The following is a 22,011-nucleotide window of genomic DNA, read 5'->3' as shown; positions in this document are numbered from 1 at the left end:
GTCAGGACAGCCACTTCTGCCCTGTGGACTCGTGGCTGTCCACCCGCTTCCCGGCCGCCTCCCGAGGGGACAGCTTCTGCTCGGCGATCATCAGGGAGACCTCGTTCTGGTCCTCGGTCGTCCACGTGAACCTCTTGAGCAGCTCCGCCGCCTCCCCGCCGCGCCGCGCGAAGTCCGCGTCGAGGTACTTCCGCAGCGGGGTGACCGGGTAGGCGCAGGCGGCCTTCGCCGGGTCGGCGTCGCAGCCCTCCTCGTACGCGGGCGGCTTCACCTCGGTCATCGGCACCTTCGCGGACAGCGTCGGAACTCCCCTCCCCGGTGCCGTACCGCCGGCGGCGCTCGCGTTCTCGCCGATGGCGAAGGTCGAGCCCTCGACCCGGTCGATGTGCACGGCACCGTCGCCGATGTTCACAGGTGTCTCTTGCGAGGGGGCCCGGCGTTCGCGCCGGGCGGGGCACCTCCTGCTCGCGGAGGAGAATCGCGTTCCGCGCCCGGTGACGCGGAGTGTCACCGCACCGGACAGGTCCGGCCCCGGCCGGATGAACGCGGCGGGCCCCGTACCGGCACAGCCGGTGCGGGGCCCGAAACCCTGGAGCGGGTCGGATCAGATGAGGCCGAGGCCGCGGACCGCCTCGCGCTCCTCCGTGAGCTCCTTGACGGAGGCGTCGATGCGGGCGCGGGAGAACTCGTTGATCTCCAGGCCCTGGACGATCTCGTACTTGCCGTCCTTCACGGTGACCGGGAAGGAGGAGATCAGGCCCTCCGGGACGCCGTAGGAGCCGTCCGACGGGATGCCCATGGAGGCCCAGTCGCCGTCGGCGGTGCCGTTGACCCAGGTGTACACGTGGTCGATGGCGGCGTTGGCGGCGGAGGCGGCCGACGAGGCGCCACGGGCCTCGATGATCGCGGCGCCGCGCTTGGCGACGGTCGGGATGAAGTCCTCGGCCAGCCACTTCTCGTCGTTCACGACCTCGGCGGCGTTCTTGCCGGCGACCGTGGCGTGGAAGATGTCGGGGTACTGGGTGGCGGAGTGGTTGCCCCAGATCGTCAGCTTCTTGATCTCGGAGACCGGGACGCCGGTCTTCTTCGAGAGCTGGGTCAGCGCGCGGTTGTGGTCCAGGCGGGTCATGGCGGTGAACCGCTCGGCGGGTACGTCCGGGGCGGCGGCCTGGGCGATCAGGGCGTTGGTGTTGGCCGGGTTGCCGACGACCAGGACCTTGATGTCGTCCGCGGCGTGGGCGTTGATGGCCTGGCCCTGCGGCTTGAAGATGCCGCCGTTGGCCTCCAGGAGGTCACCGCGCTCCATGCCCTTGGTCCGCGGGCGGGCGCCCACGAGGAGGCCGACGTTGGCGCCGTCGAAGGCCACGTTCGGGTCGTCCGTGATGTCGATGCCCTGGAGGAGCGGGAACGCGCAGTCGTCCAGCTCCATGGCCGTGCCCTCGGCGGCCTTGAGCGCCGGGGTGATCTCCAGCAGGCGCAGCTTGACCGGCACGTCCGCGCCGAGCAGCTGGCCGGAGGCGATGCGGAAGAGCAGGGCGTAACCGATCTGGCCGGCCGCGCCGGTGACGGTGACGTTCACGGGAGTGCGGGTCATGGCGTTCTCCGTATGACAGCTGGCGGTGGGGCGGTCCCTGCCCCGGGGTGCGGGATCCCGCTCCGGCTCGTGACCGGCGTCCACCACGATGATCGATCATCGGTTCGGATGATCGATCTCTTGGCGTCAAGAGAGATCCAGCGGTCAGGCTACCGCGCATCCACGGGCGCGGACGGCCGGGCTCCCTGTGGCCCGCCCCACAGAGTGACGACCCGGACACACGGGTAGCCGGACGGGCACGGGAAGGGCGGCCGCTCCGTCCGGGAGAGGTGGGGGCGGGGCGGCCGCCGTCGGGGGCCGACCGTGCCGGACTCCCGTGGGGGTACTTTCCGCGTGCCCGCCTTTCGCCGCACCATGCACGTCCCCACATTTCCCCCACATGTATGGGCTCGTATTGACCCGTACGGGCCCATACATCTGGCGTGCCGAGCCATGCGGGGGTACTACTCGGTGCAGCCCTTCTCACCGGTGGCGGCCAGTACGGCACAGGCCTTCGCGTCCGTCGCGTCCTTCACCGGCACCATCGGGGTGTACGTGACCGTGTCGCCGGCCGCGGTGATGCTGTCGCCCTGCTTCGACGTGCCCGCGCTGATCTCGACCTTGTCCCCCTGCGCGCCCTGCGTGACGCGTCCCCAGGCCGCGGCGCAGGTCTCGCTGTAGCGGACCTCCACCGTGGTGGCGCCGACGACCGCGGTCCGCGTGGTGGTCGCCAGGTCGCCGCTGCACCCCATGGCCTCGGCGTCCTTGCCCGCGCAACTGTCGCCGCTGCACTTCACACCGGGGGGCAGGTCGACACTGGCGGTGGCGGTGGGCGAGGGGGACTTCCGGGTCTCGTCCTTCTTCGTGTCGCCCTCGGTGCTGGTGACGTAGAACGCGGCGGCGACCACCACCAGCGCTCCCACCGCTCCGGCGATGAACGTCGACGTCCGCCGCTTGCCGCCGGAACGGCCCGGTCCGCCCGGGTGGCCCTGACCGGACGCGCCCGGGGGCGGTGCGCCGTACGTCCCGGAGGCGCCCGGCGTGCGCCCGCCCGCCGCGGGCCCGGAGCCGCGGTGGCCCGCCGGTGGTGAGTCGGCCGGTGCGGCGACCCCCCAGGAGTTCGTCCCGGCCGAACCGTCCCGCGCGCCGCCGGTGGCGTCGCGCACCTCCGAGGCGGTCGGCTGCGGCGGCACGCTCGGCGCGACCCCGGCCGGTCCCGCGACGCCCGGACGGACCGCGGACGCGCCCTTGCGGGCGGATCCGCCGCCCGAGCCGGAGGACGGACCGGCGAACTCGCTGAGCGCGGCGCGCGCCTGCGAGATCCTGATCGCCTCCATCGTCATGTCGTGACGCATCTCCGAGCGGCTCCAGGCGCGCTCGGCGAGCTCCCACATGGTGGTGAGGTGCATCGGGTTGGTCCCGGTGACCTCGGCCAGGGCCACGATCGCGCCCTTGGGCGCGAGCAGCCGGCCGTTCAGATAACGCTCCCAGGACGTCTTGCTGTAGCCCGTGCGGTCGGAGACCGACGCGACGCTCAGACCGCTGCGGTCCACGACCCGCCTGAGCTGGCTCGTGAACTCCCTGATCTGCGGATCGAGTTCATCCGGCAAGGCCTTCCAACGAGGCATTGCTTCCCCCCTCTTCCCCCCGGTTGGTGCTGGTTGTTCCCTCGCGCATGGTGCCCCTTGCCGAGTCCCCGTTGTGGATACCCACGAGGATGCCGCCAGGCAGGGTCTCAGTTCCCGGGGCGGGGGCGCACGGGAGCATCGGGGCCGCGGGCAGGCACCGTCGCACGCCTACTCACTCGCGGTCCAGTGTCCCATCGGCCGCCCCCCCTCGGCCGAACGGGGCATCCGGCCCGCCCCGTTCATTCACGCTAGCCCGCCGTCCCCCCACTTCGGCGCACAACGACAAACTTGTCAATACATCGACACACTCCGCGATCCGCGGACAGCCGCACGCCCCGCCCTCCGCGGGCAGTCGTGCCGCTGGGGCGGCACGGGTGGGCTGGGGGCACCCCCTCCGGGGGAGGCACCCCGCAAGCACCGGGCAGCGCGACCCACCCCCGCCCGGCACCAACACCGCCGCCCCAGCCGCATCGCAGGGCTGTACGGGGATTCCGGGACCGTACCGAAACGGTCACTTCCGTGCCACAGCCCCCGGACAGCCGTTGAACAGGCCCTTCACGGTGCAGGAACGTGTTCCCCGGCGGCGGCCCGTCCTCTCACGGGGGTGCGGACGGGCCGCCGCTCACAGAACGCGGGCTAACCGTCGACCGTGAAGTGCAGCGTGTCCTTGAGGAACGGAATCTCCAGCAGCGGTTTCGGCTGCACCATCAGCGCCAGCATCACGATCACCAGCCCCAGCCCCCCGTACGTCACGATGTCCGTGAAACGGGAACGCACCGCGAGCATGCCCACGTCCCGCACCAGCCACCGCAGCACGGCCCCGGCCACCAGCGCCACGCCGACCAGCAGCGTGCCCAGCCGGAACTGGTCCAGCGCGGTCAGCAACAGCCCCGCTCCGACCGTGAGCAGCACGGAGAGGATCGGCCACTGACGGGCGGGCGCGGGGGCGTCGCCGGGGGCGGCCCTGCCTCCGCCCTCGGGGCGCGCGGTGTCCCTGGTGAACAGGGGGAACCGCCGGGTGGTGCGGCGCGGCCTGCCCTCGGCGTCGGGCGCGCTGACGGGATCACGGACCGTGATCTCCTCGGCCCGCTCCTCGGTCTGTCCCCCGGCCCGCTCCTCGGTCTGTCCCCCGGCCCGCCCCTCGGTCCGCTCCTCGGAGACGTCCGGCGCGTTCCGCTCAGCCGACACTGCGCTCCGCCGCCTCGACCACGTTGACCAGCAGCTGGGCCCGGGTCATCGGGCCGACGCCGCCGGGGTTCGGGGCGACCCAGCCGGCCACCTCGGCCACGCCCGGGTGGACGTCGCCCAGGATCTTGCCCTCGGCACTGCGGGAGACGCCGACGTCGAGGACGGCCGCGCCCGGCTTGACGTCCTCGGGGCGGATCAGATGGGCGCTGCCCGCGGCGGCCACGATGATGTCCGCGCGCCGGAGGTGGGCCGAAAGATCACGCGTGCCGGTGTGGCACTGGGTCACCGTGGCGTTCTCGCTGCGCCGGGTCAGCAGCAGGGGCATCGGACGGCCGATGGTCACACCGCGACCGACGACCACGACCTCCGCGCCCTTGATCTCCACGCCGTGGCGGCGCAGCAGGGTGATGATGCCGTTGGGGGTGCAGGGCAGAGGGGCCGGCTCGTTGAGGACGAGACGGCCGAGGTTCATCGGGTGGAGGCCGTCGGCGTCCTTGCCCGGGTCCATCAGTTCGAGGATGCGGTTCTCGTCGATGCCCTTGGGCAGCGGAAGCTGGACGATGTAACCGGTGCAGGCGGGGTCCTCGTTCAGCTCGCGGACGACCGCCTCGATCTCCTCCTGTGTGGCCGTGTCCGGCAGTTCGCGCTGGATGGAGGCGATGCCCACCTGGGCGCAGTCGCGGTGCTTCCCGGCGACGTACTTCTGGCTGCCGGGGTCCTCCCCGACGAGGATCGTGCCGAGGCCGGGCGTGACGCCCTTCTCCTTCAGCGCCGCCACACGGGCGGTCAGATCGGACTTGATCTCGGCTGCGGTGGCCTTGCCATCGAGAATCTGGGCGGTCATGCCCCCATCCTCGCGGATGACCGGGCCCCGGTTCCAATCCGCCCGCATACCGGGCGACCGCGGCGCCCTCTCACCACGTATCACCCGTTTCCGGTCAAGATCGTGATGTTGCACTTGCACAACACATACGGCCTGCGCCTGGACAAGGAAAGGAACGGTCAAGAACGATGAGGACACAGTGCCGCGGGCAGAACCGGGGGGACGGACCGCATCTGTAGAACTTCCTCCGCGCCGAGTCTCGCGTCGTCCCCGCACCTGAAGCGCAACGGAGGAAGAACCGCCATGAGTTTCGGCGACCCGAACAACCCCTATGGGCCCCCGCAGGGTGGCCAGCAGCCGCCGGCTCCCGGTTACGGCTACCCCCAGCAGCCTCAGCAGGGGTACGGCTACCCGGCGGCGCCGCCGGTGGGCGCCTACTCCGGCGCCCCGGTACCGACGTCCATGCCGGGAACGGTGAGCACGGCACGCGTGCTGCTGTGGGTCATCGTGGCCCTGCAGCTCATCGGCGTGGCGCTGTTCGCGATCAGCGCCGCGGGCGTGGAGGCCGCCAAGGACGACCCGACGCTGAGTGAGGATCCCGCGTTCGAGCAGCTCGCCGACTACTCGTCCGGCCTGCTCTGGGGTCTGACCGTGTTCGCGCTGGCGTGGGGCGTGTTCGCGCTCGTGCTGGCCGTCAAGTTCGGCAAGGGCGGCAACGGCGTCCGTATCACCGCGCTGATCTTCGGCATCATCACCGCCGTCCTCGGCATCTACCCCTTCATCCTGGTGGGTCTGATCCACACGGTGCTGGCGATCCTGATAGCCGTGTTCGTCGGCAACGCCGCGGGCAAGGCCTGGTTCAACCGCCCGCGCTACTGAGGGCGGCCGCGCCGAGGGCGGCCGCCCCGAGCACACCGCCACCAAGGGCCGTGTCCCACCCGCACGAGGGGGACACGGCCCTGGTGCGTCCGGGTCCACCGGCTCAGGCCGGCGTGCCCGCGGAGTCCTCGTTCGCCTTCCGCAGGGCGGCGCGCAGCACGGAGGCGCCCGTGGGGGTGAGGGTGTGCAGCACGGCCGGGCCGTTGCGGACCGTGGTGAGGAGTCCCGCGTCGCGCAGCGCGGTGGCGTGTCTGCTGGCGGCGGAGGCCGATACCCCGGCGGCGCGGGCGATCTCACCGGTCGTGGCGCCGCCGGACGCGGCGTGCAGGGCGACCGCGCGGGCCCGGCCGAGCAGGTTCGTCAGGGACCGCCCGGGGTCGTCGGCGCTCGGGGAGCGGGCCCCGGGCTCGTGCAGCAGCGAGTACCAGAGCACGGGCGGCAGCCCCGGGTCGGCGTAGGCGACCGGCTCGCCCCAGTTGAAGTACGAGGGGACCAGCGTGAGCCCACGGCCGTTCAGGTACAGGTCCCGGTCCGCCGTCTGCCGGGGGTAGGTGACCTCCAGGACGGGCGGACGCCAGCGCAGCAGGGGCCCGAGCCCGGCGAGCATGCCCTCCACCCCGCCGTCGAGCAGCCCCCGGCAGCGTACGGCCCGCTCGGCCTCGATACGCGCCTGCACCTGCTCCCGGTGGGGGACGATGACGGTCTCGTGGTACGCGCGCAACGCCCCCACCAGCTCCTTGCGCGCCTTGTACTCGGCCAGCCGTCCGCTCCACGCGGGTGCTCCGACGGTCCGGTCGAGGATGCCCATCTCCGCCACGACCCGTTCCGGGGGCGTGGCCAGGATCGACTCCAGTCCCGCGTCCAGACCGTTCACGGCGTCGACCGGGGTGAGGAAGTCCGGGAAGTACGCGGCCCTCGGGTACAGGGGCAGCAGAACACTCCGCAGGAGCCGCTCCAGCCCCTTCTCCCGCATCTGTTCCCGTGCGCCGCGGTACCACCCGGTGTAGGCCCACCGCCCTTTCCGGGACTGGAACCGGTGCAGGCTCGCGGCGACCTCGAAGAGCGGATCGGGAGCGGGGGCGAGCCGGGTCCTGGCCAGATCCACGTCGGTGAAGTGAATGCGGAGCATGTCGTTCCCCCAGTCGAGTCCGGATCCTGTTCTACGGCGCACCGGTGGTCGGCCGGACGATCGTAGGAAGCCGGGATCAGGATCCGATAAACGAGGGCTGAACGGGCATGTGGCCGGGACGTGGGCGCGCTGTCCTTGCCCGCATTCACCGGACGAAGGGTGCGGCTCTCCGAAATTCGGCAGTCCCCACCCGAAAGAAAAGCCCTCTTCACTTTCCGTAGAGGACGAAAAGAGCCGCCTGCGCAGTGAAGAACAAACCACCTGCCTGGTTCATGCTCGCAGTCCGCCGCCAACCAATCAACACATTTGACACTCACCGCAAAAGCCCAGCTCACAAGGCATGAACCGGGGTACGTCCGGAAAAGTTCGACCGCCGAACGTCCCTGACATCGCTTACCCTTTCCTTCAATGGACTGGGGAAAGTCGACCCCGAGAAATCGGGGAAGGGGGAACGACTCCATGTACAGCGTCATTGTCGTGCCGCCGTCGAGCGGCATCGGGGACGAACAGATAAGACTGGGCGCGGGTGAACGCATCGAGTTCGGCCGGGCCCGGCGGCGGAACGGCCTCGCCATCGCGCACGAGGGAGTGCCCCGGATCGCCGGGGAGATCACCGCGCACCGCACGTTCTGGCTGCTGAGCAACCTCAGCGAGGACCAGACCTACGTGGTGGAGAATCCGGAGGGCGCCGGTGAGCACGTCAAGGTCACACCGGGCCGTGTGGACGCGCCCGTGCCGTTCGAGTTCTCCCGGGTGACCCTGCCCGCCGCGGGCGACCTGCTCTCCTTCGACGTCTGGGCACCGCGGCACGCCTTCCGCAGCGTGGAGCGCCGCGAACTCGCGGGATCCGCCACCGTGCCGGCGTTCGCCCTGGACCGCACCAAACGGTACTTCGCGGTGCTGGCCGTCCTGTGCGAGCGCCGCCTGCGGGGCGAACCGAGTGCCCCGCTGCCCGCGGTCGAGGAGATCGTGGAGCGGCTGCGTCCCGGCTGGCCCAAGGTCACCCGCTCCGCCGTCTACTGGAACATCGACTACCTGGCCGTCAAACTGCGCCTGCGTCCCGGCCCCGACGAGGCCGAGCCCGGACGCCGCGTGCACGGCAAGAAGGAGTCGCTGGCCTCCCTGGCGCTCCGCTTCGACCTCGTCCGCGAGGACGACCTCGTGGTGCTCACCCCCGTCCCGAGCGGGGCGGCGCGGTGACCGGGCGGCCGTACGCGATTCCGGTCCCCGAGGGCTACCGCCTCGGCGCCTGGGAGGTGCGCGAACCGCTCGCGTCCGGTGCGTTCGCCACGGTCTACCACGCGGTCCGGCACACCGCGGACGAGGGCGGACTGCCGCGCCGGGCGGCGCTGAAGTTCCTCCCGACCGGCACCCGCACCCCCCGCCGACCGCACCACCTGCGCGATCTGGCCGAACGCGAGGTGCGGTTGCTGCGCCGGCTCCGTTCCCCTCGGCTGATCCGGATGTACGACACCCTGACGGTCGACGACCCCGGCCGGCCGGAGCTGGACGGCACCACGGTCCTGGTCCTGGAGCGGGCCGAGGAGTCCCTGGACGCCGTACTGGACCGGAGCCCGGCCCCGGAGGCCGGAGCCACCCTGCTGGCCCAGATCTGCGAGGGCCTGCACCAGCTCCACCACGCGGGCTGGGTGCACGGGGACCTGAAACCGGCCAACGTCCTGCTGATGGCGAACGGTTCGGTACGGCTCGCCGACTTCGGCACGGCCGCCGAACTGGAGGGCACCCACGCCTACGCCCCCGCGTTCGGCACCCCGGACTACACCGCCCCCGAACTGCTCTGGCCGGAGACCGACGCGCGGGGCACCCGGATCCACCCCACCTCCGACATCTGGGCCTTCGGCGTGCTGGCCCACGTCGTCCTCGCGGGTTCGTTCCCGCTCCCGGGCGGCACCACGGAGGCACGCACCGACGCGGCGATGCGCTACGCCCGTGGCGCGGAGGAGCTGCGGCTCTCCCCCGAACTCCCCGAGGGCTGGCGGGAGATCGTACGGGACTGTCTGGCCCCCTCCCACGAGGACCGGACCGCGGACACGGCGGCGCTGCTGCGTCGCGTGGAGCGGAGCGCGGGCACCTCGCGCCCGCCCCGGTCGCCCCGGTGGAAGCCCCGGCGGTGGCGGCGTCCCGTGGCGGTAGGCCCAGCCACTCGGCACGCCCTGCGCAGGACAGGCTAGTTCGCGAGGGAAGCGATGAAGTGGTTCCAGGCGTCCGCCGCGAAGAGCAGGGCGGGGCCCTGGGGGTTCTTGGAATCGCGGACGGGGGTGAGACCGGGGAGGTCGTCGGCGACTTCGAGGCAGTCGCCGCCGGTGTCGTTGCTGTAGCTGCTCTTGCGCCAAGCGACAGAGCCCAGGTCAATCGCCGTGCTGCGCTTCATTTCCGTAGGTCCTCGCCGCGTCGTCCATCAAGCTCGGAGACGCCTCGGGTGACAGCGCGACGGCCCTGAGCAAATCGTATCTACGACGGTACTGCTTCACGTGGGCCGGATAGTCGACGATCTGCCTGGTGAAATCTCCCTCCGTGTACACCAACGGCGGGGCGTCGGCGAAGGTCATGATCTTGGCCATGCCTTGACCGAGCGGGTGCCAGAAGGTCGTTTCCGGCACGATCTGAAGAACACTCCGTGTGGACCGGGCCACGTCGAGGATGTGCTCCACCTGCTCGGCCATCACCGCTGGGGGAAGCGGTGTTCGCCGGATGGCCGACTCACTCAGAATCCCCCAGCAGGTGGGCCGGTCCTCGCGTTTCCACAACTCCGCACGCGCCAACCGTGCACGGACACGCTCCTCGACCGCCTCCGGTGACGCTTCCGGATCCCCGTACTGAATCCGGCCCCGATAGTACGCACCGGTCTGCAGAAGCCCCGGAATACCCCCGGGCGCCCACTCCTCCAGTGTCTGCGCCTGCTTCTCCAGGTCCGGGACGTCGGCGTAGAACCAAGCGTGCCCCGCCTGCCGCGCCTTGGCCGCGTCTTCACACCGCCGCTGGAAAAATCCGTCCGTTCCCAGCCGTTCGTCCACATGCCTGGCCAGATCGATCGGCATCCGCCGCTCCCCCCGCTCGATCTGGCCGAGGAACGAGATGCCCCGAAAACTCCCCTCCGCCAACTGCTCCAGCGTCAGCCCCCGCCTGCTCCCGCTTGTAGCGCAACTCGGCGCCGTAGAAGCAGGGGACGCTCGTCGACGCGTCGGGGTCCTTGCGTGCGGGCACGACCCACCACCTCCGTTTGCCGGTTGTCGTGCGCAACCTGAACTCCTTCTCACCGCACGCCGCCCGATGCCACTCTGTGAGAGGTTCGTCACGGAACGCACAGGCCGCAGAAAGGCGCACGGCATGCACCACCACGACGACACGGAAACCTGTGTCGAACAGCTCCGCACCGCGCTGAAGGCGCACGGCATCACGCTCCCCTCCCTCGCCGTGGACCTGCCGACCTTCGCAGGCGCGTACGCCGAACCCCCGCTCATCTCCCTCGGCAACTGCAACACGGCCACCGCCCGCGCCCTGACCGCCGTCCTGCGCAAGGCGGCCGGCCGGTGACCGAACCGCTCACGCTCGAACTGCTCGCGTCCCCCAAGGCGGTACCCGAGGTTCGCCGGACGGTCCGCGAACACCTCGGCGCGTCCTGCCCCGAGGTCCAGCTCTGCGTCAGCGAGCTGCTGACCAACGTGATCGACCACGTCGGCGAGGGCACGCCGGTGACCCTCCGCCTGATCCGCACGGCGGACGGCCGTACCCGCGTGGAACTCACCGATTCCGACCCGCACGCCTGGATCGTCGCACGCAGACCGGACGAGGACGACGAGACCGGCCGCGGTCTGATGCTGCTCGACGCGCTCGCACGGCGCTGGGGAGTGTGGCTGACGCCTGCGGACAAGACGGTGTGGTGCGAGTTGCGGGGAGAAGCGCCCCAATACACGGCTGGTTCCGCCCCGCACACCTGAAACTTTGCAGGTACCTCCGATCGCCCGTCCCGCGCAGCATGGTCACGGCGAAACACCAGTACCACCGGACCAACGGGGAAGGAACCTCCATGCACCTCCGTATGACACGCACTCGCCTGGGCGCCGCCGCCGTCGCCGCGCTCGCCGCCGGTGCTCTGGCCGTGAGCGCCTCGCCCGCCTCCGCCTCGGCCTCCAGCGGATACGTCAGCGGCGCCGATACGTACACCGACGACTTCGGCGACGAGGGCATCCTGTCCACGTCCTCGTACAGCAGCTCGAACGCCACCTGCCTGTGGCAGATCATTCTCCTGGCGGAGGGCGCCAACGAGTCGGACGGCACCGACTTCGACATGTCGGACATCGACGGCCACTTCGGGTCCAACACACAGCACGCCACCAAGCGGCTGCAGGTGAGTTGGGGACTCGCCGACTCGTTCAGCGACGCCGACGGCAAGGTCGGCCCGAACACCTTCGGCTACGCCGACAGCAAGCTGCGCTACCTGGGGGGCAGTACGGCCTCGGGCGGGAACCTGCACGTCCGTTACCAGGGGACGAGGTACTACTTCGACGTCTACCGGACGGACGGAAAGTACCGGATCTACCACAACGACGCGTGGCACACCACGAGCTACACCTCCAACACCTGCGACTGATCCGGGCGGGCGGCCTTGTGCGGCCCGGCCCGACGGTCCGACGGCGGAGACATCCAGTACGGCGGGGCCCGGCATCAGCTGATCAGCTGATGCCGGGCCCCGCCGTGTCCCCCGACGGCAGACGTCACGGTCCGAGGGTGTTCCGGCAATGACGGCGCGTCAGGACTGCCTGTATCCGGCAGTGATCTCCGGTCCGGGGCGGTGAAAGGATGTTCGGGACGGCAGTCGCCGTCTTCCGTGAAAGCCCTTACCGAACAGGCAGGTTCACGCATGAGACTGACCCGCGGTGTTCTGGCGGTGGCCGCCACTGCGCTTACGCCGGCCCTCCTTCTCACCGGTCCGGCGTTCGCCGCGGGCTCGGCGCAGGCTTCCGTCGCCGTCACGGCGTCGGCCGCCACGGACGACCCCGGTACGCCGGTGGACGAGATGTCGGAGGAGGAGCTGCGCGCCGCCATCGCCCGCGTCCTGGCCGACCCGGACTCCGGCAGGGGCGTCGAGCGGGAGGCGAACGAGGCCCTCGACGGCAGCGTGGAGGACATGCGTGAGTTCCTCAAGACCGGTTACCGGCTCGCGCAGTTCGAGGACGACCGGGTCGCCGTCTTCACCATCCTCGGCAAGCCCGACTCCGGCAAGGGCGTCATACGCGAAGCCACCGAAGCCCTCGAAGCAGGCACCCCGGAAGCCGCCCGCGCCTTCCTCGAAACCGGCTACCGCCTCGCCCAGTACGAGGACGACCAGGTCGCCGTCTTCACCATCCTCGGCAAGCCCTACGCCGGAAAGCGCGTCAAGCAGGAGATCTACGAACTCCTCGACGCGCCCACCCCCGAAAAGCTCCGCACCTGGCTGGAGACCGGCTACCGGCTCGCGCAGGCCGAGGACGACCGTGTCGCCGTCGCCCGCATGCTGGCCGACCCGGACATCAGCGACGCGCTCCGCGCGGCGGCCGAGGAGGTCATCGACGGTACGCCCGAGGAACTGCGGCACTTCCTCGAGGTCGGCCAGTACGAGGTGGACAAGTAGGGGGCTGCGTCCGCCCGTCCATGTGGACGGGCGGACGGGCCGTCAGTGGAAGAAGTGGCGCGTGCCCGTGAAGTACATCGTCACGCCCGCCTTCTTCGCGGCCTCGACGACCAGCTCGTCGCGGACCGAGCCGCCGGGCTGGACCACGGCCTTCACGCCGGCCTCGGTGAGGATCTCCAGGCCGTCGGGGAACGGGAAGAACGCGTCCGAGGCGGCGTAGGAACCGGCCGCGCGCTCGGCGCCCGCCCGCTCCACCGCCAGCTTCGCGGAGTCGACGCGGTTGACCTGGCCCATGCCGACGCCGACGGAGGCGCCGTCCTTAGCGAGCAGGATCGCGTTGGACTTCACCGCGCGGCACGCCTTCCAGGCGAAGGCGAGATCGGCCAGCTCCGCCTCGGTCAGGGCCTCGCCGGTGGCCAGCGTCCAGGTGGCCGGGTCGTCGCCCTCGGCCTGGAGGCGGTCGGTGACCTGGAGCAGGGCGCCGCCGTCGATCGGCTTGACCTCGACCGGGGCGGACGGGGCCTCGGGGGCGCGCAGCACCCGGATGTTCTTCTTCCTGGTGAGGGCGTCGAGGGCGCCCTCCTCGTAGTCCGGCGCGACGATGACCTCGGTGAAGATCTCCGCGACCTGCTCGGCCAGCTCCTTGGACACCGGGCGGTTGACCGCGATCACCCCGCCGAACGCGGACAGCGGGTCGCAGGCGTGCGCCTTGCGGTGCGCCTCGGCGACGTCCGCGCCGGTCGCGATGCCGCACGGGTTGGCGTGCTTGATGATCGCGACGGCCGGCCCGTCGTGGTCGTACGCGGCACGGAGGGCGGCGTCCGTGTCCGTGTAGTTGTTGTACGACATCTCCTTGCCGTGCAGCTGCTCCGCCTCGGCGAGGCCGCCCGTGCCCGAGACGTAGAGGGCTGCGGGCTGGTGCGGGTTCTCGCCGTAGCGCAGGATGTTCTTGCGCTCCCAGGTGGCGCCGAGGAAGTCGGGGAACCGGGAGTCGTCGACCGGGGCGTACTCGGAGGCGAACCAGGAGGCCACCGCCACGTCGTACGCGGCCGTGTGCTGGAAGGCCTCCGCGGCGAGCCGCTTGCGGGTGGTGAGGTCGAAGCCGCCGTCCTGGACCGCGGCGAGGACGTCGCCGTAGCGGGCGGGGCTGGTCACGACGGCGACCGAGGGGTGGTTCTTGGCGGCGGCGCGCACCATCGACGGGCCGCCGATGTCGATCTGCTCCACGCACTCGTCGGGCGTCGCGCCCGAGGCGACGGTCTCACGGAACGGGTAGAGGTTCACGACGACGAGGTCGAACGGCTCCACGCCCAGCTCGGCGAGCTGCCGCTGGTGGTCCTCCAGGCGCAGGTCGGCGAGGATGCCGGCGTGGACCTTCGGGTGCAGGGTCTTGACGCGGCCGTCCAGGCACTCGGGGAAGCCGGTGAGCTCCTCGACCTTGGTGACGGGGACGCCCGCGGCGGCGATCCTCGCGGCGGTGGACCCGGTGGAGACGAGCTCCACGCCGGCCTCGTGCAGGCCGCGCGCGAGGTCCTCGAGGCCGGTCTTGTCGTAGACGGAGACGAGCGCCCGTCGGATGGCCCGCTTGTTGCTCTCGGCGGTCACTGGATAACTACCTTTCGTCCCTCAATGCGGTAGCCGTTGCGGGCGAGGAGCCCCACGACCTCGACGAGCAGCCTTCGCTCGACGTCCTTGATGCGCTCGTGCAGAGCGCTCTCGTCGTCCTCGTCCCGGACCTCCACCACGCCCTGCGCGATGATCGGCCCGGTGTCGACGCCGTCGTCGACGAAGTGGACGGTGCAGCCGGTGACCTTGGCGCCGTACGCGAGCGCGTCCCGTACGCCGTGGGCTCCGGGGAAACTGGGCAGCAGGGCGGGGTGGGTGTTGACGAACCGCCCGCCGAAACGCGCGAGGAACTCCTTCCCCACGATCTTCATGAACCCGGCGGACACCACGAGGTCGGGTTCGTGGGCGGCGACGGCCTCGGCGAGCGCCGCGTCCCACTCCTCACGGGTCGGGTGGTCCTTGACCTTGCACACGAAGGTCGGCAGCCCGGCGCGCTCGGCGCGGGCCAGCCCCTCGATGCCCTCGCGGTCGGCGCCGACGGCCACGATCTCCGCCCCGTACGCCTCGGCGCCGGTGGCGGCGATCTCGTCGAGGAGCGCCTGGAGGTTGGTGCCGGATCCGGAGACCAGCACGACGAGACGCCTGGCGCGCTCGGCCACGGGCTTGGCGGCCACGGTGGGGCCCTTTCTCGGGGAGCGTCTGTACGGTCGGCGGCACAGCGCTTTGTACATTCCTACGAATGCTTCGCGTCCCCGGATACGGGGAAGCCTACGAAGCGGCCGACCGTCAGCAACGATACCGGCACACCGGGCGGCCCCCACGGGACGGGGGCGTGGCCGGAAGGTAGCGTCTGGGAAGAGCCGGTCCTGGAACGTCGGGGCGCGTGGGAACGCGAACCGTGCACCGGGCGTTCACAGGATGACGGACCCGGGCAGCGGAGAGCCGACGGGAACGCACCGGTTCACCAGCCCAGTCGTAGTCGAATACGTCGTGCGAGGCGGCCACGCCGGACCACGCCGTGCTTCATTAAGGGGAAGACGCTCACTTGATGCCGGACCGCAGCCTGCGACTTCTCACGTTTCCCCAGCAGTCCGCCCAGGGAGGGGAGCGGGGTGCCGTGCTGCTGCGGGAGCGCCCCGCCTCGCCGCCCGACGCGCCCCGGGGTGAGGGCGAGGACGACGGGCGCCGTGGTGACGAAGGCGCCCGGGAGCCCCAGGACAGCAACCCGTTCGCGCCGCCGCCGGAGGGGACTCCCGACCGGCCCTGGCAGCCGAGGCACCCGTCCGGCGGGGAGGGCGGCGACCGCCCCTCCTGGGGCCGGAACTGGAGCGACCGGCAGCCCGGCCGCTCCCCCGGCGGTTTCGGCGAGCGCCCGCGCGGCCCCGAGGGGCAGGGCGGCGGCGGCCCTCAGGGACCCGGCATGCGCTGGGATCCCACGGACCCGGCCCAGCGCCGTGCGCGCCTCGCCCTGCTGTCCGGCATGTGGGCCTTCTTCTTCGGCCTGTTCAGCTGGCCGTACGTCGCGCTGCTGCTGGGCGCGCTCGCCCTGTACTGGGGCATCAGCGCCCTGCGCGGCAAGCCCCGCGCGCAGGACCCGGACACCCCGGCGCCCGAGCCGAAGGGCCGCCCGCAGACCACGGCCGCGGTGAGCGGACTGGTCACGGGATCGCTGGCGCTCGCCCTGGTCGCCGCGTCCTTCACGGCCCAGCTGGTCTACAGCGACTACTACACCTGCACCAACGACGCCCTCACCCAGGAGGCCCGCCAGTCCTGCAGCGATCTCCTCCCGGAGCAGCTGCGCGACCTCCTGGGGGACGGCGGCTGACCCCCGTCCTCACTCCCGTGCGCCGGACGTGGGGCCCTCCTCGCCGGGGGCGGTGATCGCGTCCCGCACGCCGAACGGCATGTCCCAGTCCCACGGGTCGGACGCGGGTTCCCGGGTGTGGTGGAGCAGGTACGGCTCGTCGGGGTCGTCACGCGGGAGGGGCGGGACCGGCCCGCCGCGTACGGGCGGCGCCGGCTTCGCCGCCTCCGGGGTGCGGTGGTTCCGCGGCGCACCGGGCATCGGGAGCCGGTTCCCCGGGATCCGGGGATTCCGTGACGACCCCGCCCCCGGAAACCGGCTCCCCGAGCCCCGGCGGTTCCATGACGATCCGGGACCCAGAAGCCGGTGCACCAGGCCCCGGCGGTTCCGTGACGACCCCGACGCCGGAAACCGGCTCCCCGAGCCCCGGCGGTTCCGTGACGATCCGGGACCCAGAAGACGGTGCACCAGGCCCCGGCGGTCCCGTGACGACCCCGACGCCGGAAACCGGCTCCCCGAGCCCCGGCGGTTCCGTGACGATCCGGGACCCAGAAGCCGGTGCACCAGGCCCCGGCGGTTCCGTGACGACCCCGACGCCGGGAGCCGTTCCCCCGCCTCGTCTCCGGGTGGGCGGCGGCGCCAGGCCCGTACCGTCAGGGCCGTGGGGACCGCCACCAGCGTGAGCCATGCCAGTGTCGCGGCTCCCACCTGCCACCACACCGGGCCGAACCGGGAGAGCGCGGCCACTCCCAGCGGCCCGCCCGCGAACGCGGCGAGCACGGACAGCAGGGCCGCGCACAGCACGGCCGTCAGTCCCGCCGCCCCGGCGGTCCGGCCACGGGTCCAGGCCGGGGCGGGCGCCGGCCCGCTCCGCGCGGCGCCCCGGCCCACGAACCACCCCGCCACCAGTCCGGCCGTCACCGGCAGCGCCGCCGCCGCCCAGTTCGGCGCGGTCCCCGCTCCCGCGTCCGGCACCGCCGCGAGCAGCGGGAACGGCGGCAGCGACGGGGCGGACGGGGAGAACAGCGGGGTCACTTGGGCGCCGGTCCCGAGGAGGAAGCCGGGGCCGAGGGCGTACGCCGCCGCCCACACCGCGGCGTTCGGCGCCAGCGTGACGCAGAGCAGCAGCACCGCCAGCCAACCCGACCAGCCCTCCGTCAGCCGCAGGAACGCCTGCCGGGTCTCCCCGCCGTGCCGTCCCAGCGACACCACGAGCAGCAGCGCCCCGCCGCCGGCCAGCACCGCCGCCCCGGCCGCCGCCGCCCGCGCCACGACTCCGGGACGGCCGTCCGGTCCGAGGACCAGATGGCGTGCGCCCCTCGGCAGCACCGCGCCCAGCACCCGCTCCAGCGGTCCGCTCGGACGGCCGTACGCCGTCCACACCCCCGCCCCCGCGGCCAGTCCGGCGACCAGCGGCACGCACACGGCGGTCCCCTCCCACGCCGGCCGCAGCCCGCCGCCCGCGCAGTAGAGCGCGGCGGGCGCGCCGACGGCGAGGTAGCCGAGGAGGACGCCCGCCCACGCCGTACGGCCGGGGACCAGCGGGGCCTCCCTGGCGCCGCCCGCGCCGCCCTCCGCCGCGTCGCGGGCCGCCCGGTGCAGCAGCCACACCGGCAGCGCGAGCAGCAGCAGCGGCGAAATGCCCACGGGTGCGGGGACGCCGGAGAGGGTGTCGGCGCGGACCAGTTCGGCGCCGTGGGCGAGCAGCCACAGCGCCGCCGCGATGCGCAGGGCACCGCCGGGCCCGCTGTCGGGGTAGGGCGAGCTGATCCACAGCAGGATCACGAGGACGGCGAACACCGCGAGCCCCAGTCCGGCCGCGAGGGCGCCGCCGAGGAGGCCGGAGGCGAGCCCCGGCGAGCGGTCGCGCACGCGGGTGAGCAGGGCGGCCGGCGTCGTACGGCGAGCGGTCATCTGGGTCACGTCCGCCATGCTCCCAACGACACGCGCTTTCCCGGTGTAACGGGCGAAGCGCGGCTGTGTCGCTCAATATACGTTTATGTACTTTTCTGGACGGAGGGGCGCCCAGTGACACGGAGCCCCGCCACCCCGCTCCCCTCACCCGACGAACGCCGGCACCTGCGCGCGGCGGCCTCACTGACGCGACGTCAGCTCGCGGAGCGTGTGGGCGTCCGGCCCGAGACGGTGCGCGCGTGGGAGTCCGGCCGCAGCACACCGCGCGGCCGGAACCGGGAGGCGTACGCGAAGCTGCTGGCCGGCCTGGCGGAAGGGACCGCCGACGGCGGGGCCCGGGAGTCCGTCCCCGTTCGGCGGGAGGAGGCCGCGGCGGTGGTGACGGTGTGCTTGGAGGAACCGGCCGGCGACGGCCGTCTCGGCGCGGTCGCGCCGGAACCCTCCGCGTTCGCGCAGGCGCCCCCGCCGTCGTCCGCCTCCCGCGAGGGGCGGACGACGCCCGCTCAGGCCTTCGACGCCCTGTACTCCTTCTGCGCCCCCGCCCTCGTCCGGCAGGCCTATCTGCTCACCGGCCGCCGCGCACTCGCCCGCGAGTCCGTGGAACGGGCCTTCCAGCTCGCCTGGGACCGCTGGCCCGAGGTGGCCCGGGACCCGGACCCGGCCGGCTGGGTGCGCGCGGCGGCGTACGAGTGGGCGCTCTCCCCGTGGCACCGGTACCGCCGCCGCCACCGGCAGCCCGAACCGCCGCCCCCCGACGAGGACGACCGGGCGCTCCTGGAGGCGCTGCTGCGCCTGCCGCCGCCGTACCGCCGCACGCTCCTGCTGTACGACGGCCTCGGCCTCGGTCTGCCCGAGACGGCGGCGGAGACGGAGGCCAGCACCCGGGCGACGGCCGGCCGGCTGACGCACGCGCGCGAGACCGTCGCCGCCCGGCTCCCGGAACTGTCGGACCCGGGCGAGCTGCACCGGCGGCTGGCCGAGCTGGCCTCCACCGGGCGGCTCCGGGCGGCCGAGCCGCCGGTGGTGCGCGGCGGCAGCGAGCGCCGGGCCCGGTTCTGGACCCGGGCCGCCGTCGCGTTCACGGTCGCGCTGATCGGCACCACGGCGCTCACCCTGTGCACGGCCCCGACCGGCTACGAGCCACCGGTGCCGCCGGGCGAGACGGTGCGGGGCGTTCCGCCGCGGGTGGCACCCGGCCCCCTCTCGGAGGACGAGCGGGAGCTGCGCGACCGGCTGCGGGAGGAGCTGCCGGGGGGACCGGAACGGCTGGCGCCGCAGGCGCGTTGACCTGGGCCGGAGACGACGGTGGGCCCGTCCCCCACTGCGGGGAACGGGCCCACCCGTACGGTGTCGCTCGGCGCGGCTCTGCGCCGCCTGCTCAGCCGGCGAGGATCGCGCGCGCCAGCTTCGCCGTCTCGGTCGGGGTCTTGCCGACCTTGACGCCGGCGGCCTCGAGGGCCTCCTTCTTCGCGGCGGCCGTGCCGGAGGAGCCGGAGACGATGGCGCCGGCGTGGCCCATGGTCTTGCCCTCGGGCGCGGTGAAGCCCGCGACGTAGCCGACGACCGGCTTCTTCACGTTCTCCTTGATGAACGCCGCGGCCCGCTCCTCGGCGTCGCCGCCGATCTCACCGATCATCACGATCAGGTCGGTGTCGGGGTCGGCCTCGAACGCGGCGAGCGCGTCGATGTGCGTGGTGCCGATGACCGGGTCGCCGCCGATGCCCACGGCCGAGGAGAAGCCGATGTCACGCAGCTCGTACATCATCTGGTACGTCAGCGTGCCGGACTTCGAGACCAGGCCGATACGGCCCGGCTTGGTGATGTCGCCCGGGATGATGCCGGCGTTCGACTGACCGGGGGTGATCAGACCCGGGCAGTTCGGGCCGATGATCCGGGTCTTGTCGCCCTTCTCCACGGCGTACGCGTAGAAGGCGGCGGAGTCGTGCACCGCGATGCCCTCGGTGATGACGACCGCGAGCGGGATCTCGGCGTCGATGGCCTCGACGACGGCGGCCTTGGCGAAGGCCGGCGGGACGAAGAGGACGGACACGTTGGCGCCCGTCTTCTCCATCGCCTCGGCGACCGTGCCGAAGACCGGGATCTCGTTGCCGTCGATGTCGACGGACGTGCCCGCCTTGCGGGGGTTCACGCCACCGACGATGTTCGTGCCGTCGGCCAGCATGAGCTTGGTGTGCTTCATGCCCGTGGCACCGGTCATGCCCTGGACGATGACCTTGCTGTCCTTGTTGAGGAAGATAGCCATGGCTGTCTTAGTCCCTCTTCCCTTACTTCGCAGCCGCGAGCTCGGCGGCCTTGTCGGCCGCGCCGTCCATGGTGTCCACGCGCTGCACCAGCGGGTGGTTGGCGTCGGAGAGGATCTTGCGACCCAGCTCGGCGTTGTTGCCGTCGAGGCGGACGACGAGGGGCTTGGTGACTTCCTCGCCCCTGTCCGCGAGCAGCTGCAGCGCCTGCACGATGCCGTTGGCGACCTCGTCGCACGCGGTGATGCCGCCGAAGACGTTGACGAAGACGGACTTGACGTCCGGGTCGCCGAGGATGATCTCCAGGCCGTTCGCCATGACGGCGGCGGAGGCGCCACCACCGATGTCGAGGAAGTTGGCGGGCTTGACGCCGCCGTGCGCCTCACCGGCGTAGGCGACGACGTCCAGGGTGCTCATGACGAGACCCGCGCCGTTGCCGATGATGCCGACCTCACCGTCGAGCTTGACGTAGTTGAGGTTCTTCTCCTTGGCGGCCGCCTCGAGCGGGTTGGCCGAGGCCTTGTCCTGGAGGGCCTCGTGCTCCGGCTGGCGGAACTCGGCGTTCTCGTCCAGGGAGACCTTGCCGTCCAGGGCGATGACGTCACCGGAGGCGACCTTGGCCAGCGGGTTGACCTCGACGAGGAGCGCGTCCTCGGCGACGAAGGTCTTCCACAGGGTGACCAGGACGTCGGCGACCTTGTCGGCGACCTCGGCCGGGAAGTTCGCGGCCTCGACGATCTCGCGGGCCTTGGCGGGGGTCACACCCTCGTTGGCGTCGATCGGCGTCTTGGCGACGGCCTCGGGGCGGGTGGCCGCCACCTCCTCGATCTCCATGCCGCCCTCGACGGAGGCGATGGAGAGGAAGGTGCGGTTGGCACGGTCGAGGAGGAAGGAGACGTAGTACTCCTCCAGGATCTCCGGGGCCGTCTCGGCGATCATCACCTTGTGGACCGTGTGGCCCTTGATGTCCATGCCGAGGATGTTGGTCGCGTGCTCGACCGCCTCGTCGGGGGTGGCGGCGAGCTTGACGCCGCCGGCCTTGCCGCGGCCGCCGACCTTCACCTGGGCCTTGACGACGGACTTGCCACCGAGACGCTCGGTGGCTGCGCGGGCCGCCTCAGGCGTGTCGATGACTTCACCGGCCAGCACCGGTACATCGTGCTTGGCGAAGAGGTCCCTCGCCTGGTACTCGAACAGGTCCACGCGCTTCCGTCCCTATCAGTGATCTCGCGGTTCGTTGGATGCGTGGGCGTGCCGCGAAGGGCAACGTGACGTCCGCTGTGTCACAAGGGAGGCGCACACGGTGTCCGAGCGCGCGGCATGTCCGTCTCGCAGGTTATCGCCGCTTGGGGGACCTCTCTAAATCGCGGGTCACACGTGAGCGGTGATACCTGTCACATGATGCCTCCTTCTCTGGCACGGCGTGCCGGGCGTGAGGGGCCTCACCGGGCTGGGGTTGGCCCGGTGAGGCTCTTTCGAACAGCCCGGAGGGGCGGTGAACGCCCTGTTTCTCCGGGGTGCGGGGTGGGCGGGCCCCCCCCCCCAGGGGGGCCGGCCCCCCCCCCCCACGGTGCCCCCCGCCCCAACCACCGGGGTGGGAAGTACCGGGGCAGT

Annotated in this window: 20 protein-coding genes and 2 pseudogenes; 9 read left to right on the top strand and 13 right to left on the bottom strand. The window is 72.0% G+C overall.

Annotation, left to right across the window (positions count from 1 at the left end):
- Position 1: 1 nt before the first annotated feature.
- The 5 genes and pseudogenes from ACIA6T_RS26405 to ACIA6T_RS26385 form a co-directional block, all read right to left on the bottom strand.
- Positions 2 to 298, bottom strand: a pseudogene (locus ACIA6T_RS26405) (glycine betaine ABC transporter substrate-binding protein); the annotation flags it as partial.
- Positions 299 to 604: 306 nt separating this feature from the next.
- On the bottom strand, positions 605 to 1,594 hold the full coding sequence (locus tag ACIA6T_RS26400; protein ID WP_385058801.1) for a malate dehydrogenase: 990 nt from the start codon (positions 1,592 to 1,594) through the stop codon (positions 605 to 607).
- Between the two features lie 443 nt (positions 1,595 to 2,037).
- Positions 2,038 to 3,201: a DUF2690 domain-containing protein gene (locus tag ACIA6T_RS26395; RefSeq protein WP_399448957.1), complete on the bottom strand. Its 1,164-nt coding sequence runs from the start codon at positions 3,199 to 3,201 to the stop codon at positions 2,038 to 2,040.
- Between the two features lie 636 nt (positions 3,202 to 3,837).
- Positions 3,838 to 4,278: a DUF3017 domain-containing protein gene (locus tag ACIA6T_RS26390; RefSeq protein ID WP_399449055.1), complete on the bottom strand. Its 441-nt coding sequence runs from the start codon at positions 4,276 to 4,278 to the stop codon at positions 3,838 to 3,840.
- Between the two features lie 100 nt (positions 4,279 to 4,378).
- Positions 4,379 to 5,233: a bifunctional methylenetetrahydrofolate dehydrogenase/methenyltetrahydrofolate cyclohydrolase gene (locus tag ACIA6T_RS26385; RefSeq protein ID WP_385058804.1), complete on the bottom strand. Its 855-nt coding sequence runs from the start codon at positions 5,231 to 5,233 to the stop codon at positions 4,379 to 4,381.
- Positions 5,234 to 5,515: 282 nt separating this feature from the next.
- On the opposite strand from ACIA6T_RS26385, the gene ACIA6T_RS26380 reads away from it, so the two are divergent.
- Entirely contained in the window at positions 5,516 to 6,091 is a 576-nt protein-coding gene (locus ACIA6T_RS26380; protein ID WP_399448956.1) for a hypothetical protein, read from the top strand.
- A 103-nt stretch (positions 6,092 to 6,194) separates the two neighbouring features.
- Here ACIA6T_RS26380 and ACIA6T_RS26375 read toward each other — a convergent pair whose 3' ends face one another.
- A complete protein-coding gene (locus tag ACIA6T_RS26375; RefSeq protein WP_399448955.1) occupies positions 6,195 to 7,220 on the bottom strand; it encodes an ArsR family transcriptional regulator in 1,026 nt (341 codons plus the stop codon).
- A 459-nt stretch (positions 7,221 to 7,679) separates the two neighbouring features.
- Here ACIA6T_RS26375 and ACIA6T_RS26370 point away from each other — a divergent pair, with 459 nt between their 5' ends.
- Positions 7,680 to 8,420 (top strand): FHA domain-containing protein, encoded by a 741-nt coding sequence (locus ACIA6T_RS26370; RefSeq protein WP_399448954.1) that lies wholly within the window; start codon positions 7,680 to 7,682, stop codon positions 8,418 to 8,420.
- Positions 8,417 to 9,367 (top strand): annotated as a pseudogene (locus ACIA6T_RS26365) (protein kinase); the annotation flags it as partial. The gene ACIA6T_RS26370 and the pseudogene ACIA6T_RS26365, both read left to right, overlap by 4 nt.
- A 41-nt stretch (positions 9,368 to 9,408) precedes the next feature.
- On the opposite strand, the gene ACIA6T_RS26360 reads toward ACIA6T_RS26365, so the two are convergent.
- The gene (locus tag ACIA6T_RS26360) at positions 9,409 to 9,612 is read right to left on the bottom strand and encodes a DUF397 domain-containing protein (protein WP_399448953.1); all 204 of its coding nucleotides are present in this window, start codon (positions 9,610 to 9,612) and stop codon (positions 9,409 to 9,411) included.
- A complete protein-coding gene (locus ACIA6T_RS26355) occupies positions 9,590 to 10,279 on the bottom strand; it encodes a DUF5753 domain-containing protein (RefSeq protein ID WP_399448952.1) in 690 nt (229 codons plus the stop codon). Before ACIA6T_RS26355 ends, ACIA6T_RS26360 begins: the two co-directional genes overlap by 23 nt.
- 289 nt (positions 10,280 to 10,568) lie before the next feature.
- Here ACIA6T_RS26355 and ACIA6T_RS26350 point away from each other — a divergent pair, with 289 nt between their 5' ends.
- From ACIA6T_RS26350 to ACIA6T_RS26335, 4 genes are all read left to right on the top strand, one after another.
- Positions 10,569 to 10,775 (top strand): hypothetical protein, encoded by a 207-nt coding sequence (locus ACIA6T_RS26350; protein WP_399448951.1) that lies wholly within the window; start codon positions 10,569 to 10,571, stop codon positions 10,773 to 10,775.
- Positions 10,772 to 11,179, top strand: coding sequence for an ATP-binding protein (locus ACIA6T_RS26345; RefSeq protein ID WP_399448950.1), 408 nt, complete (start codon positions 10,772 to 10,774; stop codon positions 11,177 to 11,179). Before ACIA6T_RS26350 ends, ACIA6T_RS26345 begins: the two co-directional genes overlap by 4 nt.
- A 101-nt stretch (positions 11,180 to 11,280) precedes the next feature.
- Complete coding sequence (locus ACIA6T_RS26340; RefSeq protein WP_399448949.1) at positions 11,281 to 11,832, top strand: peptidoglycan-binding protein; 552 nt, start codon at positions 11,281 to 11,283, stop codon at positions 11,830 to 11,832.
- Between the two features lie 270 nt (positions 11,833 to 12,102).
- Positions 12,103 to 12,852, top strand: a complete 750-nt coding sequence (locus tag ACIA6T_RS26335; RefSeq protein WP_399448948.1) for an ALF repeat-containing protein — start codon at positions 12,103 to 12,105, stop codon at positions 12,850 to 12,852.
- A gap of 42 nt (positions 12,853 to 12,894) precedes the next feature.
- Here ACIA6T_RS26335 and purH read toward each other — a convergent pair whose 3' ends face one another.
- Positions 12,895 to 14,457 (bottom strand): bifunctional phosphoribosylaminoimidazolecarboxamide formyltransferase/IMP cyclohydrolase, encoded by a 1,563-nt coding sequence (purH, locus tag ACIA6T_RS26330; protein ID WP_399448947.1) that lies wholly within the window; start codon positions 14,455 to 14,457, stop codon positions 12,895 to 12,897.
- Positions 14,454 to 15,092 carry a phosphoribosylglycinamide formyltransferase gene (gene purN, locus ACIA6T_RS26325; protein ID WP_384706668.1) on the bottom strand — a complete coding sequence of 213 codons (639 nt, stop codon included), beginning with the start codon at positions 15,090 to 15,092 and terminating at the stop codon, positions 14,454 to 14,456. Before purN ends, purH begins: the two co-directional genes overlap by 4 nt.
- A 374-nt stretch (positions 15,093 to 15,466) precedes the next feature.
- On the opposite strand from purN, the gene ACIA6T_RS26320 reads away from it, so the two are divergent.
- A complete protein-coding gene (locus tag ACIA6T_RS26320) occupies positions 15,467 to 16,243 on the top strand; it encodes a hypothetical protein (protein ID WP_399448946.1) in 777 nt (258 codons plus the stop codon).
- A gap of 9 nt (positions 16,244 to 16,252) precedes the next feature.
- On the opposite strand, the gene ACIA6T_RS26315 is transcribed toward ACIA6T_RS26320, so the two are convergent.
- Positions 16,253 to 18,154 (bottom strand): DUF6350 family protein, encoded by a 1,902-nt coding sequence (locus tag ACIA6T_RS26315; RefSeq protein ID WP_399448945.1) that lies wholly within the window; start codon positions 18,152 to 18,154, stop codon positions 16,253 to 16,255.
- A 96-nt stretch (positions 18,155 to 18,250) separates the two neighbouring features.
- Between ACIA6T_RS26315 and ACIA6T_RS26310 the strand changes: the two genes are divergently transcribed.
- Complete coding sequence (locus tag ACIA6T_RS26310) at positions 18,251 to 19,423, top strand: sigma factor-like helix-turn-helix DNA-binding protein (RefSeq protein ID WP_399448944.1); 1,173 nt, start codon at positions 18,251 to 18,253, stop codon at positions 19,421 to 19,423.
- Positions 19,424 to 19,514: 91 nt separating this feature from the next.
- On the opposite strand, the gene sucD is transcribed toward ACIA6T_RS26310, so the two are convergent.
- Positions 19,515 to 20,399, bottom strand: coding sequence for a succinate--CoA ligase subunit alpha (gene sucD / locus ACIA6T_RS26305; RefSeq protein ID WP_030829714.1), 885 nt, complete (start codon positions 20,397 to 20,399; stop codon positions 19,515 to 19,517).
- A gap of 22 nt (positions 20,400 to 20,421) precedes the next feature.
- Positions 20,422 to 21,600, bottom strand: a complete 1,179-nt coding sequence (gene sucC, locus ACIA6T_RS26300; protein ID WP_399448943.1) for an ADP-forming succinate--CoA ligase subunit beta — start codon at positions 21,598 to 21,600, stop codon at positions 20,422 to 20,424.
- Positions 21,601 to 22,011: the final 411 nt, after the last annotated feature.

This window comes from Streptomyces sp. NPDC051740 (genome assembly GCF_044453165.1).
GTDB classification, from domain to species: Bacteria; Actinomycetota; Actinomycetes; order Streptomycetales; family Streptomycetaceae; genus Streptomyces; species Streptomyces atrovirens.
This window is presented reverse-complemented; position numbering and strand designations above follow the sequence as displayed.

Coding starts and splice junctions, on each gene's coding strand:
- ACIA6T_RS26400 (WP_385058801.1), bottom strand. CDS start 1,594: ATGACCCGCACTCCCGTGAACGTCACCGTCACCGGCGCGGCCGGCCAG.
- ACIA6T_RS26395 (WP_399448957.1), bottom strand. CDS start 3,201: ATGCCTCGTTGGAAGGCCTTGCCGGATGAACTCGATCCGCAGATCAGG.
- ACIA6T_RS26385 (WP_385058804.1), bottom strand. CDS start 5,233: ATGACCGCCCAGATTCTCGATGGCAAGGCCACCGCAGCCGAGATCAAG.
- ACIA6T_RS26380 (WP_399448956.1), top strand. CDS start 5,516: ATGAGTTTCGGCGACCCGAACAACCCCTATGGGCCCCCGCAGGGTGGC.
- ACIA6T_RS26375 (WP_399448955.1), bottom strand. CDS start 7,220: ATGCTCCGCATTCACTTCACCGACGTGGATCTGGCCAGGACCCGGCTC.
- ACIA6T_RS26370 (WP_399448954.1), top strand. CDS start 7,680: ATGTACAGCGTCATTGTCGTGCCGCCGTCGAGCGGCATCGGGGACGAA.
- ACIA6T_RS26360 (WP_399448953.1), bottom strand. CDS start 9,612: ATGAAGCGCAGCACGGCGATTGACCTGGGCTCTGTCGCTTGGCGCAAG.
- ACIA6T_RS26355 (WP_399448952.1), bottom strand. CDS start 10,279: ATGCCGATCGATCTGGCCAGGCATGTGGACGAACGGCTGGGAACGGAC.
- ACIA6T_RS26350 (WP_399448951.1), top strand. CDS start 10,569: ATGCACCACCACGACGACACGGAAACCTGTGTCGAACAGCTCCGCACC.
- ACIA6T_RS26340 (WP_399448949.1), top strand. CDS start 11,281: ATGACACGCACTCGCCTGGGCGCCGCCGCCGTCGCCGCGCTCGCCGCC.
- ACIA6T_RS26335 (WP_399448948.1), top strand. CDS start 12,103: ATGAGACTGACCCGCGGTGTTCTGGCGGTGGCCGCCACTGCGCTTACG.
- ACIA6T_RS26320 (WP_399448946.1), top strand. CDS start 15,467: ATGCCGGACCGCAGCCTGCGACTTCTCACGTTTCCCCAGCAGTCCGCC.
- ACIA6T_RS26315 (WP_399448945.1), bottom strand. CDS start 18,154: ATGGCGGACGTGACCCAGATGACCGCTCGCCGTACGACGCCGGCCGCC.
- sucD (WP_030829714.1), bottom strand. CDS start 20,399: ATGGCTATCTTCCTCAACAAGGACAGCAAGGTCATCGTCCAGGGCATG.